This is a genomic window from Bacillus sp. 01N45, from assembly GCF_056399205.1.
The window spans coordinates 547,593-572,844 of sequence record NZ_JBFTQW010000002.1; the positions used below are offsets into that span (position 1 = coordinate 547,593).

Genomic DNA, 25,252 nt, shown 5'->3' on the forward strand with positions numbered 1-25,252 from the left:
TCCTTTCTACCACGTTAAACTTTAACATTAATTGTAATTTCCTTCTCTTAACAAGGAAATTACAATTAATAAGTAGAATATCTCCATGAATAAATAAAAAGTGAGGGATATGTTATGCAGCGCTTAAATACGATTGATATTAGTAACGTTCTAGAATTAGAAAAGGCTCTTTCTACTTTAAAAAATGAAGTGATTGCTTCAAAACTAGAGCTTGAAAACTGGTTAATAAAACAATCTACAGTCATTTGGGAAATTGAAGAACAATTAAGATCGCACTATATCGCCTTTCAATGTAATACAGATAATAAAAAAATAAAAGATACTTTTGAATATGATCAACAATATGTACGACCTCTTTTGAAACGTTATCAAAATTCATTTGATAATAAATATTTAGAGTCTCCTTTTCGAATGGAACTTGATTCAAAAACGTATAGCTTACTAGATAAAAAAATAAAGAATGCGCAGACTTTATTTTTTGAAAAGAACATTGATTTAGAAGTAAGAGAAGACAAACTAGTAACCGAATACTTCGAAATTACCGGTGGTTTAACCGCGCTATGGGACGGTGAAGAAAAAACAATTACTGAACTACAGTCTTACTTACAAGATCCGGATCGTCATATACGAAAAAAAGCAAAAACGCTCATTTCTGAAACATTTTTATCTGTTGAAGATACATTACAAAATATATTAAATGAATTAATCGCAATCCGTCATCAAAAGGCGCAAAACATTCAATTACATAATTATCGTGATTATATGTTTAAAAAACATGAACGTTTTGATTATACAGCAGAAGATTGCTATGAGCTTGCTGAATCTATTCGTAAATACGTAGTACCACTTATCGATAAAATATTTAATGAGAAAAAATCTGAACTTCAAGTGGATAGTCTTCGTCCATGGGATCTAAAAGCAACCGCACCAAATCAAAAAGCATTAAAACCAATCGAAGACGCGAGTGATTTAATCGAAAAAAGTTCTCATGTTTTACACAAACTAGACCCTGAATTTGCAACATTACTGGACCGTATGCATAAAAATAATTGCTTAGATTTAGAAAGTCGTAAAGGAAAAGGACCTGGAGGATTTTGCGAACACTTACCTGCTTCGCAACTATCTTTTATCTTCATGAATCTCAATCATACACATTATGACGTTACTACTTTCCTCCATGAAATGGGCCATAGTATTCATAATGAATGTATGAAGCAACTAGAGCTACAAAAATATTTAGAAATCCCTTCCGAATCAGCTGAGCTTGCTAGCATGACAATGGAATTATTTTCGATGGAGTATTGGGATACATTTTATGAGAATACAGAAGAATTTATAAAAGCAAAATTAGATTTCTTTAAAGATATTGTTAAGTACTTACCACAAATGCTTATCGTTGATCAATTTCAACATTGGATGTATGAAAATCCTAATCATACTGCTAAAGAAAGAAATGAAAAGTATTTAGAATTACATAAAACATACCAATCGAACGTCGTAAATATTGAAGGGTATGAAAATTGGATTGCAACTAGCTGGTTACCTGTACTACACATATTTGAATTACCATTCTATTACATCGAATACGCTATCGCACAACTTGGTGCACTACAAATGTATAAACAATATAAAGAAAACCCTAAACAAGCAATAGAAAATTATAAAAAAGCTTTATCATTAGGTAGCTCTAAATCTTTACCGGAAATATATGAAGCGGCTGGCATTCGTTTTGATTTTTCTGGCGAAACAATTAAAGAACTAATGTTATTTGTAGAGGGCGAATTAGAGTCACTTAAACAATTATAAGAAGGAAGCTGTTCCTATATTTTAGGTTCAGCTTTCTTCTTTATTTTATTTATTAATTCTATGTACTGAGAATCACCATATCCGATTGTTGGAAAAATTTGAAACAACTTTATTAATAATTCATGATTTGATAAACCTTGATTTTTAGAGATGAATTTCATTACGATATTATCTTCTTTTAGCATTTCTAAATATAAGTCTATAGCCTGATACATTACAGGTGGTACTTTATAGGATGTTTTTTTATGGTTTACTAATACTTCATTGTATATAGAAGAATAATTCCCCAATTCAAGTTCAATTTGATTTACTTTAAATTCATCTTCTCTGAAGTTATTTAAGTATACTTTCCCTTCATAGCAAGACTGTTCAAGGTATGAAAGTAAAGTAAGTAGATTCATTTGGCAAAACATATCTTCACCGAACCATAAAACAATACATTTATACTTTTTTGTAAAAAGATTTTCTAACGGATCTATAACCTTTTTTGTATAACTTTCTACTGAACTGTTGTGTCCTTCTGCTCTTATATTAATAAACTCTTCATTAAAAACTCGTGTAGTAGCCGTGTTTACACACATTGCTTCGTTAAATGGAGCGTAATCAGACTCACCCATTAGCTTTTCAGCTTTAAATTCTTCATACATCATTTGACCATTTAATATGTTTAATACATCTTTATCAAACAACTCATTATTATTGCTACGTAACTGCTCAACCTCAAATTTTCTAGAAATATTCATTTTAAACTCCCCTTCTTTATTTATATTGAGTTTAACAAATGATTGAATAGGCATGTTGTTAAGTTGATATTCTCTTGGATTCATTCCAAAAACATTTTTGAAAGCTCTACTATAAGCCTCTTGCGAAGAATAATCATAATCTAATGCAATATCTATTATCTTTCTATCATTCTTCAAATCCTCCGTAGATAAATACAGTCTTCTTAAAAGAATATAGCGCCTAATACTAATGCCTGTTACTTGGTGAAATCTAAAAGAACAGTAATACGGAGAATAACCCATATAACGCGATAATTCATTTAATGAAAATCCTTCTTTTAAATTGCTCTCAATCCAATCAATCATCTTCTGTATATGTTCATTCATTTCCTTCACTCCTTATTTATAATAATAAAAGAGGTTCGTTTCTTTCTTTTGATATTTCTTGTGTTTTATAACATGAGCCATTCTCTAAGATTTTCAAAATTTATATGTAAGTATTAATTTTATTTTTTTAGCTATCTTATTTTTTGATACATTCTATTAACTTTTCAATTTAGCGTTAATTAGTATGATGGATACACCTTACCACTTTTTAAAAGTCAATTTACATCATATTTTATTTTAAAGGATTTCAACTATTAAACACGAATTTTGTAAATTAAGATTCTTTTAGTTCTCTAGTTAAAAAATATAAGTTTGGAAAGGACGCTACAATGAACGAGCTAGAAAAAGAAATACTCCAATTAATAAATGAACGATATCCATTAAATTTTATTAACATTAAACCTATAACGAATGAAATGTATCAATGTCTTACAAAACTAGGTTCATACTTCATTAGAATTACAAACTACAAAAAATATGAAGAACAATTAGAAGAAGTTGCATATACGAACTTTTTATATGAAAATGGTTTAGCAGTTCCTCCAATAATACCTTCTCTTAATGAGAATTTAGTAGAAAAGTTAACATTAGACAAGGAGATTTTTGCTGTATTATATAAAGCTGCGCCTGGCATACATTTACCAAGGTACGAATGGAATTCTAATATATTTAGAAAGCTTGGTAAACAAATTGGAAAATTACATCGTATTTCTAAAAGCTTTGAAAAGACTAAACCGGTTAAACATATAAACGATTGGTATGAAAATGAAGAGTATAATTTTCTTAAGTATATCCCTAAAGAAGAAACTACTATAAGAGAAATTGCATCTGACGTTTTAACTTCTATAAAAAAGCTACAAAAATCCACTTCAAATTACGGCTTAATTCACGGTGATTTATGGTTAGAAAACATTTTAGTTGAAAACAATTCAAACTTAACAATGATTGATTTTCAAGACTGTGAAAAACATTTTTACATATTTGATTTAGCCGTTCCTATTTATAGTGCGATAGAATATTCATTTGCTGGAAATGGGAATATAGCAGACTATGAACATTCTATTACAAAAGCACTATTTGCCGGGTATCAAGAGGAAAATGAACTACCAAAAGAGATGATAGACAGGTTTCCATTGTTTATAAAATTAAAGGAGATTTTTGAATATAGCTTAATGCATATGTATTGGGATAAAGAAGAATTAACTGAGGACCAAGTACGAATAATGAACCTTTATAGGATGAAAATCGAAAATAAATATACCTATATCAATGTTTAAAAATGCTGTTGTTTAACTACAAGGGAACTTTAGTTAAACAACAGCATTTATTAATTGGCTACTAAACAACCTTGTTTTATTACTTATACATACTTAGTCAATAATCTGTTTACATACACTTCATTTTGCGGAGATACTTTCTCAGAAAATCTAGCTGCAATCATAATAGGGGCCCATTGAAAGATCTCATCTCTTGTTAGATCGGTATTACTGCAATATATTTGTAAATACATTTCTGCTAATTCTATATGAGACTGCGCATACAATAAATATGTACGAAACACATCTGCACGAATATCACCTGAACAAGCATCTACCCAGTCTATAATATTTACATTCTTTTCACTCAAAATTAGATTAAATGGATGGAAATCGCCATGGCATAATCTAGGTTCAAATTTGATTGAATGTAACGTATTCAATATATTTCCCTTTTCTTTTTCATCCAATTTATAAACAGATTTAATTTGTCGCTCTAATCTTTCTCTCATTGATTCTATTTCATCTGTGTTCACACGAATAGCATGAATCTTTTTTTGTTCATTCACACAAATATTTATGTAATGTTCTGACTCATTTAGATTATTAAACAGGAGATCACCTATACTGTCACCTTTTACGTATTCCATAATAATTGCCTGTCTATTTTGTATCTTTGTCACTTCAAATACGTTTGGAACTGATAGTCCGCATGAATACGCATATTTTTGTTTTTTTGCTTCATTTATAGACTCTGTATCTGGAAGATATTCTTTAAATAATTTTACAACCTTACTATCATAGAGATAGATTGCCGCTGTATTCCCTTTAGCTATCGGATTTCCTAAATTCAATTCATTTCTCTCCTTATTGTAAATTAAGCTGACACCTTATACTCCTATATAAATTCAGTGTAATTATGCGGAAACCCTTCTCTAACAAAATATAAAAAACTTACCACTTTCTATCCTTAAATAGAAAGTGGTAAGTTTAATTTACTAGGAATATCGGAAGGAAAATGTGGTGTATGCACAATTGAAAATGCATATCCTTGCTCAATAAATGATACTTCATTATGTTTACATTGAAATGGTACACTATTTCTCTTAAAATTAATTTGAATTTTCTGTAAAAATGCAAGATCTGGTGTTCCGAAAGAAACGTGTACTTTCGGTGGTAAAGCTTTCATCGCAATCGGAATCCAAGGCCGCTGCCACCAAGTAGCAACGATGTATGCAGTGCCACCTATAACAAAGTTGAAAATATCCCCATCTTCCATCGTTTTCATATTAAGATTTGATTTTAGCCACTCTGTAAATACAGGTACACTTTTAACGGGAAGTCCGATTTCCCTTACATATAAAATGTTTAAAGGGGAATGCGGTACTAATACATCTTCTTTAACATAACTATGTGCGATAATTTCGAGTAGATTTCCATCTCCGTCTTTAAAGTATACATTGAATAGATCATTCCCTTCACCAATTACATTTCCATTTTGCCATTTCACAATGAGTAATCCAGAATACTTTAGCCATCTTGCTGTTTCATGAAATTTTGAATATGGAATCTCAAAAGCGAAATGTGCAGGAGCGATTGGTTCATATACTTCTTGAAAACTAATGGTTGTATAGGGTGTTACTTCAAATTGAATAAATGATGCCGTTTCTTTTTTTATTGGAAAAGATAATATATCCTTATAAACTTGTTTTGCCCCCTCTATGGAAACCGTTTGTAGTTTTATATCTGATATATGTGTAATCACGTTACATTCCCCCTGTTTCTTATTATCTATTCGTATTGTATTACACTTATAAACAGATAGAATCAAACGGAAGGATGGATTTTTTAAATAAAAACTACAACTTTAGTATGACTATTTTAGCTTCTTTCATTGTTAATATAGTATTGTTTCCATACAAAAAAGCTACCTTTCCTTAAACGAAAAGCAACTTTTACAATAGAACATATTATGATTTTACAGCAATAATCATAAACCTTTTTGAATTCGTACCGATCCCTTTTTCAAAACTATTTGCATCAATGAACTTTTGTAAAATAGTAAAATCCTCTTCCTCTTCTCCAAATCTAGGAATAATAGGTGTATGTTTTAACAAGAAAATAAGATCTTCAGGCGAACTGTAATAATCAATAATATTATATTCACGTACTTGCACGAGTTCAAATCCTGCACTACTAAGTTCACCCATATACTTTTCTTTTAAAGTTCCATCTCTTTCACCAAAGCATTGTCCTCTTCCAAATGCCTCTTTCAAGTTCAATTTATCATGTTCACTAACTTGTTGTGTTAAAAACAAAGCACCTTTTTTCATTACTTTTGCTAATTCGGATGCTATAAACGGTGCGTGACAACTAGAAGCAATATCAAAATACGCATGTGGAAACATTAAAACTTCAGAATCTATTTGAAGAAACTTAACATTTTGTACATTTGATTTTCTCAAATTGGAATGTGCTTTTTCAATCATTCCGTCAGAATTATCTATTCCAACTAACAATTTAGCCGAAGATGCTATGTTAAGTACATTTTCTCCTCCACCTGTACCAACATCTAGTAAAATATGTGATGGCTTGCATCTTTCTTTTACCTCTCTATAAAAGTCCCATGAATCTCCTACAGTTTCACATTTTATTTTACTAAAATCCCATCCATTTAATCTTCCTACTTTATCATAAAAGTTTTTGTACTCTAATTCGTTCATTTTTTGTTTTCCCCTTTAGTAATATGTAATCACAAACTTATTAGTTAATTATATATTACAAAATATAAAATTTCAGAAAAACATTCCAAACACCACATTTAGTTTACATAACGTTTTTATAATCTATTACTATTTGTACATTCTAAATGCCTCCTTTCCCACTACCACACAAACTACTCAAAACAGCGCTTACTGATTTTCCATGTTTAGATAAGCTATATTCCACTTTAGGTGCTATTTCTTGAGGAATTTCCCGGTTATTAATTGATCTCGTTCCAATCCCACTTAAGTTCCTTGAGATATATCTAGGATTAAAAAGCCCCTTATAAATGTGGATTTATAATCCTAATTTAGAAACTGCTGAAGTAATACAGGGTCCTCTTTTAAAAGTTCTGCTAAAAACAAAAGTTGCGGAAAAGGTTGTAAGATTAATTCTTTATCCATTTTTTCTTTCAATATGGCTATTCCACCTTGCTTAATATAATCGTTTAGTGTGATTGCCTTACTACAAATAAGTCTAATATCACTTACTGAAAGTAATAAGAGCCCGTTCGTTTCAGAAGATGGAGTTGGTTCATTTTCTGAATATGCCATATACATAATAGATAAAGTTTCATCTGAACTATCAATAATTAATATTGGATCGATTTCATTTTCTACTTTTATTTTCTTTGATTGTGCATTCCAATTCTGTTTGTAGTATGTACTTGGTGAACTCAAAATAGTAATATCAATAGTAGCTTCTTCTCTCACTTCTCTTTTAGCAGTTTCTACTGCTGTTTCTTCATCTTCTTTATGTCCTCCAAGCCTTACTACACCTAATGTATCTCCTTTACTCGTTGGTCCAACCTGAAAAACAAATAAATTTTTATACATTACATACGCACCAGATGTTCTTACATTCTTATTTATATGTATCAATATTCTACCTCTTAAGAATCTTTGAATAAGATAGTTTACTATAATTTTATTATGTATTTAAATGACCTTCAATCCAATTCACAGCATCAACTAGATTTTGCGCTATATAATCATATACCACTTCTTCCCACAAATTTCTATACTTTGTTAATGAACTTTCTCCCCATCCTGTTCTCACTAAAATCTTTTTCATATTAGCCCTTTCAGCTGCAAACATATCTGTACTCCCTGTATCTCCAATAAGAAAACATTCTTTTAAGCATAAATCATGTTTTTCTGCTGCTTTTAAAAGTAAACCTATATTCGGTTTTTGGCAGTCGCAACTACTATTCATTTTATGTGGACAATAGTACATTCCATCTATATATACACCTTCATCTTTTAAAATTTGTTGCATCTTTTGAAATCCTTTAAACAGTTCTTTTTCGGTAAAATATCCCCTTCCAATTCTAGTTTGATTTGTATATAAAAACACTTTTAATCCTAAGTTATTTAACCTTTGAATTGCTTTAGGTGCAAAATCAAATAATGTAAATTCATTCGGGTGAACTCCTCCACCTGTCCCTCCAATTGTTCCATCTCTATCTAAAAATACTGCCTTCATTTTTATTTCCTCCTTAAAGTTTAAAAATACCTCTAAAAAGTAGGATTCATCTAAAAATTACAGAATTCTATATATAACAAGTATTGGACGGATGATTTTCAAATTCCTCTATAATAAAGGTGGTTCAAACAGTTGTGAAATTTATACTAGAACGCAGGCTTACCATTAAGACAACTTTCTCTAAAGAATACAAGATTTTCATTTTTGGTTTACTCATTTCACGAATTGGGGATTCACTATATACTTTTGCATTGCCTTGGATTGCCTATCAATTAACCGGTTCAGCTGTAATTATGAGTTCTTTATTTGCTATTAATGTATTGCCAATTGTTTTATTCGGCCCTTTAGTTGGTGTAATAATTGATCGATACGATCGAAAAAAGTTACTTTGGATAGCTGATATTACCAATATTATTTTAGTAAGTCTCGTACCAATTCTACACGCATTACATCTATTAGAGATCTGGCATTTATACGTAATTACTTTTATCTTAGCAGTTATGTCTATGCTTTTTGATGTAACAACTGTTACAGTCATTCCACACATTGCAGGTGCATCATTAACAAAAGCTAATTCTTTCTATCAAATGATCAATCAATTGGCTAGTTTGTTTGGTCCAATTATAGCTGGGATTTTCATTTCTTTTATTGGCGGCTTTCAGGTGCTTTGGATTAATGTTCTTTCATTTATTGCAACATTAGTTGCTGTGATATTATTACCGTCTATGAAAACCGTAAACAAGAAATGCGAAGATAAAAATGCACTTCAAAATGTACTAGCTGATTTAGTTAATGGATTTAAATGGCTCAAAAATGATCGCTTAAATTTAGCTTTATCTTTTCAAGCTATGATAGGAAACTTTGGAGCAAGTGCGGTATTAGGTATATTCATGTATTATTTATTATCCACATTACAACTTACCCCGGAACAAAGTGGTTTTAATTATACATTAATTGGAATAGGTGGTCTTTTAGGAAGCTTGATTGCAGTTCCTTTAGAAAAGAGGTTGCAACGCGGCCTTCTAATTCCTTTACTCCTATTCGCTGGAGCAATCGGCTTAACTTTTGCGCTTTGGAGTACATATTGGCTTGCTCCCGGAATTGCTTTCGGTATTGCAATGACTTGCAATATTGCATGGAATACAATTGTAGCCACAGTTCGCCAAGAAACCGTTCCATCAAATATGCAAGGAAGGGTTTTAGGATTTTCGCGTGTACTTACACGATTAGCTATGCCACTCGGGGCATTAGTAGGAGGTATTATTTCAGCCTATAATCCAGTACTTGTATTTGTTTTAGCTGCTTTCACGAAGCTGCTTGAAGTTGTTATTGCACTTTATAGTCCGATACGAAAACTATGATGGAAGGAAAGATAATTATGTATGATTGGTTAATTGAAATTGAGAAACTTAAATATCTATTACAATGCGCTAATTTTGTAGATTTGCAAAGAAAATTGTGCTAGTCATTGATGAATCGAATCAAGAAATAATTTCTCTTGATATTTATGGATAAATTGATAAAGAAAAAAGGCATTATGTATATGCCTTTTTTCTTTATCATCATTTTACTGGATAACAAACTTCTGTAACCCACTTATTAGGATCCGATTCCATCGCTGGGCTCACATGATAAATGTTAAACATCGGGCCTGCTAATTCGTAACCTTCTGTCTCAATCCATTTTGCTGCAGCCTCATTTACAGCTGTCATTTGTTCATAACTTCCATTAACTGTTATAGACGCCACATGAGTTGATTCAATATTTTTAAATGTAACATCATTTGTATTTTCATGTTTTCCTAAAATACTTAGCTGTATTTCTACATCCACATCATTTTCTTTGTATTCACGATCATGGAAAACCGCAATACTATAACTCGGATGAGCAATACTAATATTTTTCATATGAATTTCTTGCATTAATATACTCCATACATCCCCTTCGCAATTATACGATGGAATAATCTTTCTAACACTAGCTACATTTCTTTCTGGAATTTCTTTTATTGAAACATGATAGTTCATCTCAACAACATCCTCTCTCATCGTTTTCATTGAGGCTTCGAGAAGACGTAATTGTTTTTGGAGGTTATTCATGTTTTCCTTAATTTGAGCACTACGATTTAAAAATTGTTCCTTAATACCATCTATATTATCGGATTCTACTATTTCTTTAATAGTAGCAATATTAAATCCCATATCTTTTAACGTTTGAATTCGATTTACTTTTTTCAATTGGGCTGCTGAATAGTATCGATATCCACTTTGCTCATCGACTTTTACTGGCTGTAATAATTCCACTTTATCGTAGTGTCTCAACATACGTATACTAATGGAAGATAGTTTTGAAAAATCCCCTATTTTAAACATGTTTTCCTCCTATGAATTACATCTACTTCGAAGCTCAACTTCATCTTAAACAATGACATCGTGTGAGAGTCAACTGTTTATAACGCTTAAATTATATTTCTTTAATTATTTACCTTTATACCTTTTTCCTCCTTAAGGCTATAAAGATTGAAATTAGCCCGTTCACAGCTAATAAAGTTACAATAATACTTGTAAATAAAGCTACGTCTGGCGCAAACATTTTAATCGTGCGCCATGGTGATCTTGTACTAAAAGTAAGAATTGGGATGAACGTAATAAATAATAGTAGGTATAGAATCCCTATGGATAACCAAATTACCTTTTTTGCAGTTTTCATATGTTTATACTTTTTAATTAACATAAATGATATTATGAAAAGTATAAGTGTAACTATCAACAAAATAATTTGTGTAAATGGTATGTTTTTAGGGGAATTAACCGGTTCTTCTCCATTCAAAATACTAATAATCCCATTTTTCAATACCGATAGTGCTGATTCTTCTAAAACATGATTTTTATTTGTTAAAATCACACCACTCCAGCCACTTTTATTTAAAATAAATATTTCTGCACGAGCATCGGGCGTTGATCCTGAATGCCAAATCATCGTGTTGCTTTCATTTATATTTGCTGTTCTTAATCCAAAACCATAACTTTTTTCTGAATTTATTTTATAAAGTGGTGAAAGGTAAAGATCCATGTTTTCTTGCTTTAAGAATTGAGCATCCTCTGACCGATTCAAAAACATAGTATACTGAATCATATCTTCTAAATTTGCAGTAATATAGCCATACGGTGCCCCGGCATTATCATAGGCGACTATACTTTTTTTCGGTATGCCAAACCAAGACTGATAACCTGTTAAATAACCTTTTTCATATGCAGTCTCTTTACTTGCTGCCGCACCATTCATATTTAATGGCTGAAAAATGTGCTTTTCCATATATGATGAAAATGTTTCATTTGTAACGGCCTCAATAAGTGCACCAAGTATTATATAATTCGCATTACTATATTGATATTTTTCACCTGGTGGAGCAGTTAATTTTACATTTGAAAGTTTCATTACATTTTCTTTTAATGCTGTAGAACTTTTGGATTGCTTATCCGATAATGATAAGCCCTCATATGTGCTTATTCCACTTGTATGAGTTAGTAGATGTTGGATTGTTATAGTTGAGGATATTTGAGAATCTTTTAGTTTAAACCAGGGGAGGTATCGTTGAACTGCATCCTCTAATTTTATTTTTTTATCTTCTATTAATTTCACTATAGCTAAAGCTGTTAAAGATTTACTTATTGAGCCGATTGCAAATGGGGTTTTACTAGTTACCTTTTTTTCAGATTCTCCAGTAATCCCCATCGTTTTTGTGAAGAATACATCCTTATTATGTACAATTGCAACAGAAGCTCCCGGAATGTTCTGTTCCTTTATAAATTTTTCAATATACTTATCTAATGCAATTTTAATATTTTGCTGAGCGTAAACTTTTGGATCTGTAATACATAACATTAATACATTACAAAGAATATAAATTAGAGACAGTTTATAGATCGTATTCTTCATTATGCTTTAGACAGCTTTCTTTTTTTATAACTTACTAAACTAATAAATACTGCTACAGAGAGCATAAAACTAATCATTATTAATAATGAATTCCACCATTGATTTTCTGAAATACGATATAAAAGATTATACTGGAATGTATTTTTACTATTAGTTGGATTAAATGATCCAGTTGAAAATATTGTCAATGTAGTTTGCGAGACAAGGTAAGTAATAACTGCGATGAATATGTCACGTAACATAGATGTGTTTAATTTACCCTTTTTATTTTTAAGTTGTTTCATTTTAACTTGTAAATCAATTTCATTTATTTCTAAATAATCTTGAACAAATAATTGGGGTGTACCTAAATCATCTATACTATCTTCACCATGTTCACGACATTCTTGAATATGTTCTAATATTTGTCGCTTTACATTTTCCATTTCTTCTAAACTAATATCGTATTGCTTTAATTCCTTAAGTACGTCTGTTAAAAATTGCTTTTCTTTACCTATCAATCTATTCCTCATTTCAGAAGGTCTCCTTTCAAACCACTTTTTAATAATGTTTGAATATCCGATTGCAATTCTAACCACTCGTTAATTTTCTTCTCAAGACGTATTTTTCCGTTTTCATTAATTTCATAATAAATCCTAACTTTACCATTGTCTGTTACTTCTTGATAAGTATTAACCCACTCTTGATTTTTCAACTTAGTTAAAATGGGGTAAATACTTCCTACTCCTTTCAATTTTAAATTGTTTACTTCAAGTTCTTTCATAATCTCATAACCATAACTTTTCTTTTTCGACAAAATAGATAATACACACATTTCTAAATGACCTTTAATTAAACTTGTTCTGTCCATAGGATAAATTTAACAGAAATATATACTTCATTCAAGTATATATTTCTGTTAAATTTAAAAAATCAGACAATAAAACAACATGATTAATAAACAAAGATATAACTAATAAACTGTTTTTACCCCTAATCATCATTTTTATAATATAATAATTACATAATATATCAACTGTTCATCCCTATTATTTTTTTATCTCTCCTCCATATATATTTAGTTGGAACTATAGTATACGGGACATGAAAATACTAAAAGATCCAATTTCTTAATTTTCACATTAAGAAATTGGATCTTCTTTCATTACCTTGTAATACTCATACTGCGTTATTATAAACATTATAAAGAATATACGTTTTATATTTTATATAAGTTATGTTAATAACACATAAACTAATAAAACTTTACTGATTACTCTCAAGACATTCATAAACCGCCATCATATCTCGTTTATCCAATTCGCGAATACGATTAAAAATTGGTATTTGCGCAACAGCTTCTGTTAATAAGCTCTCATCCACAACATCACTAACTTTTCCAGTTAACCATGTTTGTACATCCACATCCTCAACCACTTCTTTTAGTCCTTCATCATTAATACCACTTGTATTACAAGTTACACATGGAATTGTTAGTTTAAACACACCATCATGCAAATTATCTTCAGTAATAACTTTCTTCCCTTTACAGAATGGACATGGATTACTTTTTTTAATTTTATTAATTTGGGTAACTAACTTTTTGTATCCAAACGCTTCATATACATACGTAAGTTTTTTATATTTACCATTTGTGAAATACTTATCTATAATGTTTTCTCTCGTTTCATAAACATTAGGGAAATCACAAATAGTTACTTGATTATTAACACTAATGGATTCGATATTTCCTTTTATTTCGTCCCAGAATGGTAATACATTTTGTAACACCATTTCATAGTTTGAAAAGCTTGCCTGTTCTAATTCAAACATTTTCAGTGCCACTTGTGCTTTCCTTGGTAATAAAGAAACATCTTCTGTCAATCTCATATCGCCACCAACTATAGACTTTAATTTATGAAGTGCAGGTAAATCACCAACTATTTTCAACACTTCATCAACTGGTTGATTGATAACTTCACGAATATCGAAGTTAGCAAATTTAAGCGGTTTATGATGATTTAAAACCGTACCCTCACAAATTGGACATGTCATCATTTCTTTAGAAGACTTAATTTCTTCTTTAATAGCTGCTTTAGAAATAACAATATATCCACCAATAATCGTATTAAATCCTACCCATGTTCTGCGTGTCTTTCCTTTTTTATCATAAAATGATTTTTCAAAATATCCGTACCAAAACGTATGCTTTTCTTCTTCTGACATGTCATTATAGCTCTTTGATAAATCGTGACCAAGCTCATTTTTAATTTCTTCAAATAGAAATTCTATTTTTTCATATTGATAAAATTTTAATACTTTCATGATTTCCGGATCGAATAAACCGTCCCAAAATGGAACGTTTTTATCTTGAATTGTAATATCTTTATCGAAAACTTCAATTTGAAGACGTCCAGAACAAGATGGACAATGATTGTCCTGTAAATAGAAATCAAAACTTCTCGTATCTTTATTAGTTGGATGAGCAGCTACAATATGATTAATTAATCCACCAATTTCATATAAAAAACTATATTGACTATATAAATGTCTTTCAAGATCAATAGCAACAACAGGTGCAATTGTATCAGATTCATATTCACTATAAATTAAACGGGCCATTGATGATAAACTTTTTAAAATACCACCCTTATAAATGTTTTCGGCATTTTTAAAATAGTGAATATGATTTTCTTCTAAATAGTGAACGCCTTCTTTATGCTTAAGTGCTGAAGAAATATGTATTTGCTCAGCATTATTCACACTGCTTTTTTGACGATAATAATCTTCATGACTTACTACATCAAGATGTTTTATAGATTCAAGCTGTCTTTTCCCGAAATCTACAATATAATCAGAGCTTTCTAACATATAACTATTATGTTCAATCATGATGATAGAGACTGATTCATCTTGTAATATCCCTCTAACACTATCTATAAATTGGTTTAAAATATTTTGTGATAAACCTTTTGAAGGCTCATCAAAAATAAATAATGTATGTGGATTTCTTGTGTTTGCAAATAACTCCGAAACTAAATGAACACATTGAAACTCACCTGTTGATAATGTTTGTGTTTTTCGTTCTAACGTTAAATAACCAAGTCCTAGTTTAATTAGTAGACTCAAGCGTTTATACGCAATATCTTCATTTGGAAGTTCATCTATAATATCCTCAATCGAACGCTCAAAAATATCATCAATTTCTTCGCTATACTTTGTGAGTTTCTTTTTAATATCTAGGAAAGTGGCTACAGTTGATCGACTTGTAATGGATTGATTTCGATCTTGTCCTACCATAACTAATTTATCTTTTGGATATCGTTTCAAGAAATCTGTAGCTAAACATTCATTGACAAGTGTAGATTTCCCGCATCCAGATTCTCCAGTAACCGTCACAAGCCTATTTTTAGGGATTTGAAACTCCGCCATTTGGATATTACGGCAATATAATTCATGGAATGTATAGTATTCTGTTGGTACTTCTTTATTTAGATCCGACAGTATTGGTTTTGGTCTTGGCGATTCTTTCACAATTTGTCCACCATATTTTCCGCTACCAGGTCCAAAGAACAATTGCTCATCTGTTGTATCCAGTACAGTATCTGAATGATCAATGAGCCAAATTTGATTTTTACACCCTAACTGCTTAATCTCTTCTAATATTTGTAATAATGTTTCATGATCAAGTCCAACTGAAATCTCATCAATAATAATTACAGCATTTTCACTTACTGCCATAAATTCAGCCAAATATAGTCTTGTTAACTCTCCACCTGACAACGTACCCATAATTCGATTTAATGTTAAATAACCAATGTTCATATTAATTATATTTTGCAGTATATGTTGCTTTGCTTCACTAATATTTAACTCTTCCGCTAACGAAAGAATAGACTCAACACTTAAATCATTAATATTTGAAATTGTATGTGGTTTAGCAAATAAATCTATCTTATGTTGTTCGATTTCTTCGCTATAACGTTTTCCCTTACATTTTTTACACTCAATATTTTTAGTAGTACCTCGGCCTTTACAGCCAGTACACCAGCCTAACTGGTTATTGAATGAAAAAACCTCAGGTGAAAGATGAAATACATCAGCAAGTTTTTCACGTACCTCTGTGAAAACACCAGTATGTGTACCGATCGTTGAACGTGGATTGGAAGAAATCGATGATTTTCCTAGAAAAAGAACTAAAGGCATATCTTCTATCTTAATAGCACTAAAATTCGTTTGCATAATGTTAGGAAATAAATATTGATATTCAGCCTTTGGCAATAAAGAAACTAATCGTTTTTTTGATTCTTCACCAATCGTTTGACAAAAGGTTGTTTTACCTGAGCCTGATAAACCAGCGATTCCAAACGACTTATTAAATGGAATCACTGTATCTAATTTATTTATGTTATTAGCAATTAATTGATTTACTTTCATATTAACCTCTATTCTTATTTTTCTTTAAAATCATTTTTACAGTGTAATAATTACATAATGAATATAACTTTTTATACGATTACCCTCTCACTTCAAGGATCTTATCCTTATATGTTTCAAACCATTGTTGCCATTCATCTTTAGAAAATTCTTTTTCTTTTCCTTCTAGTACGGAAGAAAAAAGATCTAAGCAAATATGCCAACCAGCTATATCTTTCGGTGTATGATCAGTTAATACATGAATGTACTCTTTAAGAAGTAAAAGAGTTCCACTTTCTTCTTTATGTATTTCAAATCGGACACGATCTTTATCCCAAGTAAATTCAAGTACTGAATTTACTTGACACTCTAAAATATCAATATTTATAAATGAACCGTCCATCATGTCGAACTTTATTATTCCACCCGTTTTAAGACTTTCAATTTGTAAATTAGACATCCATTTTTTAAGCTTACTGTTTTCTGTTAAAACAGACCAAACTTCCTCTATTGTATTTGGAAATCGGCGTTCAAATTTTACAATATACCCATTAGTTAGTTTCCCAATTTCAGCTATCATATTGATTGCCCCTTTATACAGAATGTATGTTCTCACTCTATTTTACACGAATATAAATATAAAATAAATCTTTATGTCAACGAAGTATTAATTTAAAGTTAATGGTAATGAGAAAAACTTAAATATTTTCCAAGTCGAGTTATATAATGTTGAAAAATAATTATCATGTATATCCGTTTCCTTATTAAATATAGACTTACGCACCAATAAAAAAAGCCGCATTTGCGACTCATGAAATTATAGTATTAACCCTTGCTTTTATTGAATGACTTACCGCTTAATCGCATCAACAATTAAAGATGGAAAACCAAGCTTCTCACCTTTATTTCTAGAATCATACCTTTTCGAACGGAAAATAACACCGTCGTTTGCATCCCATTCGTTGTAATAAAACTGACCATTTTCATCACAATATTCAAGTAAAACTACCTCAAATCCAGCAAATTTAAACATTTCCGTTAATGTTTTATAATTATGAACAATTTTATGACTTGCTGCTGGATGATCTTTCGGGCCAGGTCCGCCTATTTGAACTATGTTTTGGTATGCTTCATCTCGGAAGAATGCATCAGGAACACCACAACGAATATGCCCTCCTGGCTTTAAAAATTCATAACAAATTTCAGCTGCTCTTATACCTTCTTCAAAAGTAAGGTGTTCCCATACATGCTCAGCTAAAATAGCTGAAATAGAGTTGTATTCAAATCTTTCTTCCCACGTAGCTTTGTCTAATAAGTTAAGTTCATCTTCTTGTGTTTGAATCCAACCTGGATTATTATTAAACACGCCAGCGCCGACTACTACTTTAATTTCATCTTGTTTTGTTGCCATCACTTTCACCTCGTAAACATTTTGATTTATTAATATATTCTATGTTTACTATTATCCTTCCTTCTTCAACAAATTTAATAGCATGAATCCAGTACAATACCGAACTCATGCTGGAAATTTTTCTAACCAAACGATTTTCTAACTTTATGGAATCAGTTCATAATACACAACTGTTTTTATACTATTTATATACGATTTTTCTTATATAAGCATAACACACCAAACATTAGCACAAAACCAATCACGTAAAAACTTGTTGTTCCGCTGCCACCAGTATTAGGAATTACCCAATTATTTTTCACATTTTTCACTGTTAGTTTTTGTGTCCTTACCGCTTCTGTAATTTCTATTTCTATTGGATCTCTAAGTAACATATAACCGTTTGGCGCTTTTATTTCTTTAATCATATACTTTCCAAGTACTAACTGGTTGGAAATCACCTTTCCTTTTTCATCCGTTGTTAATCTAGTAACTTCTTTACCTTCTTTATCTAATACTTGAAATACAGCACCTTTTAGTTTTAAATTAATATCCTTATCATCAACTTTCTCAATTTCAAATTGCCCAGTCGGATCTGGTAATTTCTTATTCCCTATTTTAATTTCTACTACTGTATCTTTTTCTATTTTTACAGCTATTTTATCTTTTAATAAGTCATAACCTTTAGGTGCTTCTACTTCCACTAGGGTATAGTTACCTATTGGCAATTCTTTTGATATCGCTTCTCCTTTTTCATCTGTTACTAACTCACCAACTACTTTTTTATTTGAATCTTCAATATGAAACTTTGCCCCTGCTAGCTTTTTATTTTTATCGCTCGTATCTACTTTTACTAACTTCATTTTCCCCATTGGATCTGGTAATTTCTTATTCCCTATTTTACTTTCTACTACTACATCTTTTTCTACTTTTACAGCTATTTTATCTTTTAATAAGTCATAACCTTTAGGTGCTTCTACTTCCACTAGGGTATAGTTACCTATTGGTAATTCCTTTGATATCGCTTCTCCTTGTCCATCTGTTACTAACTCACCAACTACTTTTTTATTTGAATCTTCAATATGAAACTTTGCTCCTGCTAGCTTTTTATTTTTATCTCCCGTATCTACTTTCACTAGCTTCATTTTCCCCATCGGATCTGGTAATTTCTTATTTCCTATTTTAATTTCTACTACTGCATCTTTTTCTATTTTTACAGCTATTTTATCTTTTAATAATTCGTAACCTTTAGGCGCTTCTGTTTCCACAAGAGTATAGTTACCTATTGGTAATTCTTTTGATATCGCTTCCCCTTTTTCATCTGTTACTAACTCACCAACTACCTTTTTATTTGAATCTTCAATATGAAACTTTGCCCCCATCAATTCTTTATTATCATTATTACTATCTACTTTTTTTATCTTTACTTTTCCTGTACTAGGCTTGTTCCAATGTTGCCAATTAAATTTGAAATTGTGAAATTCAAATCCACCAGTTTGTTGTACTGCACCGACAAATGCTTGTCCATTAATCGAACCGCCTTTTGTTTCTAATACAGCATTTGGAGCAAACACACTCCCAACGACACCATATCCCTCTGTTGTGATCTTTTTTGCATTAGGAAAAACCCAAATCACCTTCCCGTATAACTCAGTGAACGGTGAATTAGGAGAATAGGGTTGTGATGTAGGAATTATATCTGTAGCCCTACCAATATTGTTCGTGTCATATAAGATAGCACCATTTTTAAATGTAACCTCTATTGCATCCGAATACATAACGATAAAATCTTTTCCTTTAGCATTAGGTAAAAAGACATCTCTTATATCTAAATTGATTTTCCCTACCAGTTCTGATGAAACATAAATATTAGGATTGTTTATATCTTTTCCGATTCCATAACTCATATTTGGAATTGGGGTATTCGTTTTATATTGACCTGCATTTTTACTGACTTGGTTCACTATGTTGTGAAATTCATTAAATTTAGCGTCAATTTCTAGTTTTTCTTTATAAACGATACGATCATAAGAAGATTGTATGATACGATCTGGATCACTCTCTTTTGTCATTACGACTATTCCGTTTTGAATGATAAAAGATTCCTCTCTTGATTTTTTAAATTTTCCAGACAATAACAAGGATGGACATCCCTCATCATCCCATTTTTCCCCAACTATATTAGATGTTCCCGCTGCTGCACCTACAATTGTATAACCAGATGCATCCATATCACCTTGAACTGCAATTGCTCCTTCAATGTCTCCACCTACTGCTATATGGTTACCAAAGACAACAGCATTATAACGCGATATATCCCCTAGACCTTCTAAGTTAGTCGTGGATCCATATGCTTCTTTTGGTGCATATACGACAAAACTTACACATAACATTAACAAAACCATAAAATGAATACTTACCAACTTTAATTGTAACTTCAATTCCTTTGTTCCCACCTTTACCGTATTTTTTCTACAGTCGAATAAAGTGAAACTTTTTTCAGTAAGGATTTACTTCATCCCCTATATACCTTCTTTACTTATCTCTGGATTTTCGGTCCCACTGCCCATTAATACAGGATAAATAAATTCATTCTATCGAGTTAATTTTTTCTTATAAATTGCGACTAGTAACACACATAATAATAGGATTAAGATTACTACGGTCCACTTATTAAACATAAATATCTCTTTACCCATTTTTTGTTTTTCTTTCTCGTTAAACTCCACACGCTCACCTCGAACCAGTAATCTATTTGTGTTTACTCCATAAGGCGTACATGTAATTAATGTTATATAATCTTTATTTTTCACAATTTTTAAATCGTCCGTTTCGTGTGGTAACACTACTTTAATTTGATCTACTTTATAAGCAAGAATTTTGTCTAAAGAATGAATATAAAAAAGATCTCCTTCACTCAACTTATCTAAATCTGTAAATAATTTTGATGATGGTAAACCACGATGCCCTGTTAAAATAGTGTGCGTATTTTCTCCACCTACTGGAAGTGAAGAATAATCTAAATGACCTACCCCGCGACTCAATACTTCCTCAGAGGTCCCTTGATAGATTGGCAGTTTTATATTAATTTTCGATATTTCAATATACCCCATTACATCACCTAAATTTAACGCATCGGCATACGCTTGATGATTATTTTTTTCTTCAGAAAATGGATCTGCAAATGTTTTCATGGAAGTTTGAACTTGTTTATTATATTCGGTTGCTTCTTTTTCCCTACGTTCAACTTCTTTCTTTTGTAGTACTTTGATCTTCTTATCGTAGGAGCTAATCTCAGAATAATGTGCACGAGTCGCCAACCAATTACTAATAGTAGGATATAAAAAAATAGCTAATCCAAATAAAAAAATACCTCCTAAAACAAGATTTCGTTTCATATTTCCACCTCTGTATATACTAAAATATTGAAAAGAGGGAAGCATTTTGCTTCTCCCCTTTTCACATCACTTGGTTACATGTTCCTAAAACCTTAATTATTAGCAAACTTTTTTCTAAAGAAAACAAATGCCGCTGTAGCCATTAACGTAAGACCTAGTACAGTAAATAGAGTCGTTCCGATACCACCCGTTACAGGAAGAATCCATCCACTTTTATTATTTTCAATCGATAATTTAACCGTTTGATTATTTTCGCTAATCTTTACATCAATAGGGTCCTTTAATAATTGATATGAAGCTGTTATACCATCTTCTTTTGTATAAATTGGTGCTTTCGTTTCAAAAATTTGATAGTCTCCATACGGAATGTTAGTCCATTTAATAACACCATTTTCATCTGATACACCTGTGACTTCTTTACCTGCCACAACAACTATTTTTCCATTTTTATCTTTAAGTACAAACTCCGCACCTTTTAATTTCTTCTTATCAGCACCATCAACTTTTGTTAACTCGATAATTCCAGTTGTCGGAACAACAACTACAGGTTTAGATTCCTTTTCTCCAATTACATCATTTTTATTTATAAAATCAATTTTTGCTGTATTTAAAATTTCCGAACCAGATAGTACTCCTTCTTTTACTTGTGATTTAATTTGTAAATGAAATTCTTTTTTACCATCTAACTTTGTGAAATCTTTTACTGTGGCTGTTACTTTTTGGCCTTCTACAGCTACCTCTACAATGCTTGCATTTACTTCCGCTCCATCAATTTTTACGACTGGTTTTCCTTGAATCATTAAACGATCGTCTAAAGTATCTGTTACTACATATTTTTTGTATTCTTTAATGTCTTCTGGAATTAATGTTTTGATATCATAATTGTAATTAGTTAACGGATTGATTGGTAACGCTTCCAAATTCCCGTTAATCTTTTTATCAATATTTGGTTCTTCATAGTTTTGCACTTCTACTTTAACTACTGTACCAGAAGTAATTGTTCCATCTTCGTTAATAGTTCCGGAGGTCTTTATAAAAAACTCGTGTTTAGTCGGATCTAGTACATACCCTTTCGGCGCTTTTGTCTCTTGGAAATAGTATTCCCCATACTCTAATCCTTGCACGCGAATATGCCCATTACCATCTGTTGCTAGCTCTTTTTTCACTTCTGTACCATCTTTTTTTAATAAAGAGAATACTGCACCAGCTAATGCTTTTTCATTTGCACCAGTTTTTACCAAATCAACTGCACCACGTTTAATCTCATTTTTCGGATACATATGAACATCATAGTTTAGTACCTTACCCTCTTTATTCGTTAATGGAATATCCACTGTATACGTATTTGGATTTAGGTTAACATGCGGAGGTCCTGCCACTTCCTTCACTTCATAACGTCCTAGCGGAAGATCTTTTAATACAGCTTGTCCGTTATCATCTGTTACTACTTGAGTTGGAGTTGCTCCCATTACAGGCTTCACATCTTCTTTCACGATTTTCCCATCGTTTGAAATTTTTTCAAACGACGCAACCCTTTTCACTTCAAACGTTACACCTTTTAACGGTTTCGCATTTGTTGGTACCTCTTGATTTGCAGAGCCATCACCTTCTAGCCCCGGTGCGCCATCTTTTTCTTGTTCATATTTATGAATCGTTAAAGTACCTTTGGATGGTGAAGCTGCCTTTACTAATACACTAGACCATGTAGAAAATGTTAAGAAAAATACTAAAAGCACACTAAATATTTTTTTCATTTCTCTTATCCCCTTTACTACTTCTATCATTTTAAAAATCTCTTTATTACTATTACCCTCTTAAAAGTAATAGTGTGCCAAGTACCAGATTTAAACGAGTAACCTAAAACATAGTCGTCCAACAATCCATTGTTTACAATCACTTATTCACTCTTCTTATTTTCTATTATTACGTTGTCTCTCCGTATGATATATGTAGTTTTCCCCCTGAATTGCACTTATATCTCTACTTCAAAAATCGTTACATATTAACTTCTATCGCAAATTTTCATTAATTACTTAACTTAACTTAACTTCAATTCATTAATCTCTCCCTTCCTATCCCTATTTAAAATCCAATCTTAATCATTTTTGATACATATAAACAATGAACAACGAATAAGTGTGACAATTCATATTTTACGTTACTCCCTAAAACTATTACCTGTATATTCAAATAATATGTGCTAATCATGTTAAATTATGGTATTATTCTTAGAAGTTTATAATTTTTATAGATAAAGTTTTTCCGTTTCTACTTATGAAAAAAAGGAATATATAAACATTCAACTATTACACACAACTGTAAGGAGGAATAATATGAATAAAAAGCTCAGTCTAGTTGAGATAGAGTACATTTGTAATCTGTTTTTCCAATCTTTTGAAATTCCAGTTTGTTTTTTAGATTGTAACAAAAATATTCTTTTAGAATTTACATCAAAAGATGAATCACATTCGTTCTATAAATCAAAAATAGAACAGTTACATGTGCTTTTTCAAAAAAATGATTCAAATAATTCGCCCATCTTCAGATCTCACCAATATTTAGGGCACTTCATTTTAATTCACATAAAGAGTCATTATATGGTGAACGGTACTGTTATTATTGGGCCCTTGACACATGTAAATTTTTCTACAAGTAAAACGGATAGTAACCTTAATTTTATTTCGAATTATAAACGAACAAGAGATTATTATTTTTCATTGTCAGTCAAAGATCAAAATTTCTTTGTAAATATAGCAATATTGTTCTATAACATTCTCTACAAAAAAAAATCAGATGTACGTACCTTTTCAAATAACAGTGACTCATTTCATGTAAATCATAGCAGTATCTTAAACGAGGATGTATATATTTCAATGCAAAAAAACGAATCTATCTGTCATAATTTGTATATAGAGAACCAACTACTTGGAGCTATAGAAAACGGGGATAAAGAAAGCGTACTCAAATATTATTACGAATTCCAACAAGATACTCTTTCATCCTTATCTTCATTCCATCAATTAAGACGTCATAAAAACATTTGTATTTCATCCATCACACTTGCTACTAGATATGCTATAAAAGGAGGACTTCCTTCCGGGATTGCTTACAAGATTTACGATATACACATCCAAAAGACAGAGGATTTAAAAGACACAGAATCTGTTTGGGATTTATTAAGAAATGTTTTCTGTACTTTTGCAGACCGTGTAAAAGCACAAAAAGTAAAGAAATACTCAAAGACTATCGCTATTTGCAAAAACTATATTTTTGAAAATATTTACAATCAAATATCAGTTAAACAACTTGCTAAATTTGCAAACGTAAATTCAGATTATTTATCTATATTATTCAAAAAAGAAGTCGGTATTTCATTAATTGAGTACATACAACGTGAACGAATCGAAGAAGCAAAAAAATTATTAACTTTCACAACCTATCCCTTATCAGACATATGTGCTTCGCTCAACTTTAGTGATCAAAGCTATTTTACTAAAATTTTTAAAAAATTCACTAACGAAACACCTGGTAAATACCGAAAATCTCATGTTGTCATATAGAGTTAAACTTTTATTAAAACTAAGTGTTTTTAGTAACTTATCAATGGCAGATTAGAATTACTTCCACACTCATGACCTTTTGAATTTAGGCTATTTTTAAATCAAAAAACACGTTACTATTCTTTTATTTGAATGAGAATAGTAACGTGCT

General features: G+C 30.9%; 20 protein-coding genes and 1 pseudogene. 4 read left to right on the forward strand and 17 right to left on the reverse strand.

The annotated features are described in order from the left end of the window. The first annotated feature begins 114 nt into the window (after window positions 1-114). A complete protein-coding gene (locus AC1DMU_RS07050) occupies window positions 115-1,806 on the forward strand; it encodes a M3 family oligoendopeptidase (protein ID WP_088063542.1) in 1,692 nt (563 codons plus the stop codon). Between the two features lie 14 nt (window positions 1,807-1,820). On the opposite strand, the gene AC1DMU_RS07055 is transcribed toward AC1DMU_RS07050, so the two are convergent. Next, window positions 1,821-2,915, reverse strand: a complete 1,095-nt coding sequence (locus tag AC1DMU_RS07055; RefSeq protein ID WP_142291747.1) for a helix-turn-helix domain-containing protein — start codon at window positions 2,913-2,915, stop codon at window positions 1,821-1,823. A gap of 329 nt (window positions 2,916-3,244) precedes the next feature. Between AC1DMU_RS07055 and AC1DMU_RS07060 the strand changes: the two genes are divergently transcribed. Next, window positions 3,245-4,192 carry a phosphotransferase enzyme family protein gene (locus tag AC1DMU_RS07060; protein WP_088063540.1) on the forward strand — a complete coding sequence of 316 codons (948 nt, stop codon included), beginning with the start codon at window positions 3,245-3,247 and terminating at the stop codon, window positions 4,190-4,192. An 83-nt stretch (window positions 4,193-4,275) separates the two neighbouring features. On the opposite strand, the gene AC1DMU_RS07065 is transcribed toward AC1DMU_RS07060, so the two are convergent. The 6 genes and pseudogenes from AC1DMU_RS07065 to AC1DMU_RS07090 form a co-directional block, all read right to left on the reverse strand. After that, entirely contained in the window at window positions 4,276-5,025 is a 750-nt protein-coding gene (locus tag AC1DMU_RS07065) for an aminoglycoside phosphotransferase family protein (RefSeq protein ID WP_088063539.1), read from the reverse strand. A 116-nt stretch (window positions 5,026-5,141) separates the two neighbouring features. After that, window positions 5,142-5,936 (reverse strand): VOC family protein, encoded by a 795-nt coding sequence (locus AC1DMU_RS07070; RefSeq protein ID WP_088063538.1) that lies wholly within the window; start codon window positions 5,934-5,936, stop codon window positions 5,142-5,144. Between the two features lie 205 nt (window positions 5,937-6,141). Beyond that, the gene (locus AC1DMU_RS07075) at window positions 6,142-6,894 is read right to left on the reverse strand and encodes a class I SAM-dependent methyltransferase (RefSeq protein ID WP_088063537.1); all 753 of its coding nucleotides are present in this window, start codon (window positions 6,892-6,894) and stop codon (window positions 6,142-6,144) included. 116 nt (window positions 6,895-7,010) lie between these two features. Beyond that, window positions 7,011-7,173: pseudogene (locus tag AC1DMU_RS07080) on the reverse strand (winged helix-turn-helix transcriptional regulator); the annotation flags it as partial. A gap of 66 nt (window positions 7,174-7,239) precedes the next feature. Continuing rightward, the gene (locus AC1DMU_RS07085) at window positions 7,240-7,815 is read right to left on the reverse strand and encodes an NUDIX hydrolase (protein WP_088063536.1); all 576 of its coding nucleotides are present in this window, start codon (window positions 7,813-7,815) and stop codon (window positions 7,240-7,242) included. Between the two features lie 49 nt (window positions 7,816-7,864). Further along, window positions 7,865-8,419: a D-glycero-alpha-D-manno-heptose-1,7-bisphosphate 7-phosphatase gene (locus AC1DMU_RS07090; protein WP_088063535.1), complete on the reverse strand. Its 555-nt coding sequence runs from the start codon at window positions 8,417-8,419 to the stop codon at window positions 7,865-7,867. Between the two features lie 134 nt (window positions 8,420-8,553). Between AC1DMU_RS07090 and AC1DMU_RS07095 the strand changes: the two genes are divergently transcribed. Continuing rightward, window positions 8,554-9,780 carry an MFS transporter gene (locus tag AC1DMU_RS07095; protein WP_088063534.1) on the forward strand — a complete coding sequence of 409 codons (1,227 nt, stop codon included), beginning with the start codon at window positions 8,554-8,556 and terminating at the stop codon, window positions 9,778-9,780. A gap of 201 nt (window positions 9,781-9,981) precedes the next feature. Here the strand turns inward: AC1DMU_RS07095 and AC1DMU_RS07100 are convergent, their stop codons facing one another. The 10 genes from AC1DMU_RS07100 to AC1DMU_RS07145 all read right to left on the reverse strand — a co-directional run bounded on the left by AC1DMU_RS07100 (window position 9,982) and on the right by AC1DMU_RS07145 (window position 23,295). Beyond that, a complete protein-coding gene (locus AC1DMU_RS07100) occupies window positions 9,982-10,791 on the reverse strand; it encodes a MerR family transcriptional regulator (protein WP_088063533.1) in 810 nt (269 codons plus the stop codon). Between the two features lie 115 nt (window positions 10,792-10,906). Beyond that, window positions 10,907-12,358, reverse strand: a complete 1,452-nt coding sequence (locus tag AC1DMU_RS07105) for a serine hydrolase domain-containing protein (RefSeq protein WP_088063532.1) — start codon at window positions 12,356-12,358, stop codon at window positions 10,907-10,909. Then, window positions 12,358-12,870 (reverse strand): hypothetical protein, encoded by a 513-nt coding sequence (locus AC1DMU_RS07110; RefSeq protein ID WP_142291746.1) that lies wholly within the window; start codon window positions 12,868-12,870, stop codon window positions 12,358-12,360. Before AC1DMU_RS07110 ends, AC1DMU_RS07105 begins: the two co-directional genes overlap by 1 nt. Further along, complete coding sequence (locus AC1DMU_RS07115; RefSeq protein ID WP_306624238.1) at window positions 12,867-13,172, reverse strand: PadR family transcriptional regulator; 306 nt, start codon at window positions 13,170-13,172, stop codon at window positions 12,867-12,869. The genes AC1DMU_RS07110 and AC1DMU_RS07115 overlap by 4 nt, the downstream gene beginning before the upstream one ends. A gap of 431 nt (window positions 13,173-13,603) precedes the next feature. After that, window positions 13,604-16,774 (reverse strand): ATP-binding cassette domain-containing protein, encoded by a 3,171-nt coding sequence (locus AC1DMU_RS07120; protein ID WP_088063531.1) that lies wholly within the window; start codon window positions 16,772-16,774, stop codon window positions 13,604-13,606. Window positions 16,775-16,853: 79 nt separating this feature from the next. Further along, on the reverse strand, window positions 16,854-17,333 hold the full coding sequence (locus AC1DMU_RS07125) for an SRPBCC family protein (protein ID WP_000559859.1): 480 nt from the start codon (window positions 17,331-17,333) through the stop codon (window positions 16,854-16,856). A gap of 270 nt (window positions 17,334-17,603) precedes the next feature. Beyond that, complete coding sequence (locus AC1DMU_RS07130; protein WP_088063530.1) at window positions 17,604-18,164, reverse strand: class I SAM-dependent methyltransferase; 561 nt, start codon at window positions 18,162-18,164, stop codon at window positions 17,604-17,606. Between the two features lie 185 nt (window positions 18,165-18,349). After that, on the reverse strand, window positions 18,350-20,584 hold the full coding sequence (locus AC1DMU_RS07135; protein WP_088063529.1) for an MSCRAMM family protein: 2,235 nt from the start codon (window positions 20,582-20,584) through the stop codon (window positions 18,350-18,352). A 153-nt stretch (window positions 20,585-20,737) separates the two neighbouring features. After that, complete coding sequence (locus AC1DMU_RS07140; protein WP_088063922.1) at window positions 20,738-21,541, reverse strand: class C sortase; 804 nt, start codon at window positions 21,539-21,541, stop codon at window positions 20,738-20,740. Window positions 21,542-21,633: 92 nt separating this feature from the next. Continuing rightward, complete coding sequence (locus AC1DMU_RS07145; protein WP_215559069.1) at window positions 21,634-23,295, reverse strand: SpaA isopeptide-forming pilin-related protein; 1,662 nt, start codon at window positions 23,293-23,295, stop codon at window positions 21,634-21,636. A 579-nt stretch (window positions 23,296-23,874) separates the two neighbouring features. Between AC1DMU_RS07145 and AC1DMU_RS07150 the strand changes: the two genes are divergently transcribed. Further along, on the forward strand, window positions 23,875-25,101 hold the full coding sequence (locus AC1DMU_RS07150; protein WP_097908080.1) for an AraC family transcriptional regulator: 1,227 nt from the start codon (window positions 23,875-23,877) through the stop codon (window positions 25,099-25,101). The last annotated feature ends 151 nt before the right edge of the window (window positions 25,102-25,252 follow it).

What these genes read in the sequence shown, in the direction of transcription:
- AC1DMU_RS07050 (WP_088063542.1), top strand. Translation starts at nt 115, where the DNA reads ATGCAGCGCTTAAATACGATTGATATTAGTAACGTTCTAGAATTAGAA.
- AC1DMU_RS07055 (WP_142291747.1), bottom strand. Translation starts at nt 2,915, where the DNA reads ATGAATGAACATATACAGAAGATGATTGATTGGATTGAGAGCAATTTA.
- AC1DMU_RS07060 (WP_088063540.1), top strand. Translation starts at nt 3,245, where the DNA reads ATGAACGAGCTAGAAAAAGAAATACTCCAATTAATAAATGAACGATAT.
- AC1DMU_RS07075 (WP_088063537.1), bottom strand. Translation starts at nt 6,894, where the DNA reads ATGAACGAATTAGAGTACAAAAACTTTTATGATAAAGTAGGAAGATTA.
- AC1DMU_RS07090 (WP_088063535.1), bottom strand. Translation starts at nt 8,419, where the DNA reads ATGAAGGCAGTATTTTTAGATAGAGATGGAACAATTGGAGGGACAGGT.
- AC1DMU_RS07100 (WP_088063533.1), bottom strand. Translation starts at nt 10,791, where the DNA reads ATGTTTAAAATAGGGGATTTTTCAAAACTATCTTCCATTAGTATACGT.
- AC1DMU_RS07105 (WP_088063532.1), bottom strand. Translation starts at nt 12,358, where the DNA reads ATGAAGAATACGATCTATAAACTGTCTCTAATTTATATTCTTTGTAAT.
- AC1DMU_RS07110 (WP_142291746.1), bottom strand. Translation starts at nt 12,870, where the DNA reads ATGAGGAATAGATTGATAGGTAAAGAAAAGCAATTTTTAACAGACGTA.
- AC1DMU_RS07115 (WP_306624238.1), bottom strand. Translation starts at nt 13,172, where the DNA reads ATGTGTGTATTATCTATTTTGTCGAAAAAGAAAAGTTATGGTTATGAG.
- AC1DMU_RS07120 (WP_088063531.1), bottom strand. Translation starts at nt 16,774, where the DNA reads ATGAAAGTAAATCAATTAATTGCTAATAACATAAATAAATTAGATACA.
- AC1DMU_RS07125 (WP_000559859.1), bottom strand. Translation starts at nt 17,333, where the DNA reads ATGATAGCTGAAATTGGGAAACTAACTAATGGGTATATTGTAAAATTT.
- AC1DMU_RS07130 (WP_088063530.1), bottom strand. Translation starts at nt 18,164, where the DNA reads ATGGCAACAAAACAAGATGAAATTAAAGTAGTAGTCGGCGCTGGCGTG.
- AC1DMU_RS07140 (WP_088063922.1), bottom strand. Translation starts at nt 21,541, where the DNA reads ATGAAACGAAATCTTGTTTTAGGAGGTATTTTTTTATTTGGATTAGCT.
- AC1DMU_RS07145 (WP_215559069.1), bottom strand. Translation starts at nt 23,295, where the DNA reads ATGAAAAAAATATTTAGTGTGCTTTTAGTATTTTTCTTAACATTTTCT.
- AC1DMU_RS07150 (WP_097908080.1), top strand. Translation starts at nt 23,875, where the DNA reads ATGAATAAAAAGCTCAGTCTAGTTGAGATAGAGTACATTTGTAATCTG.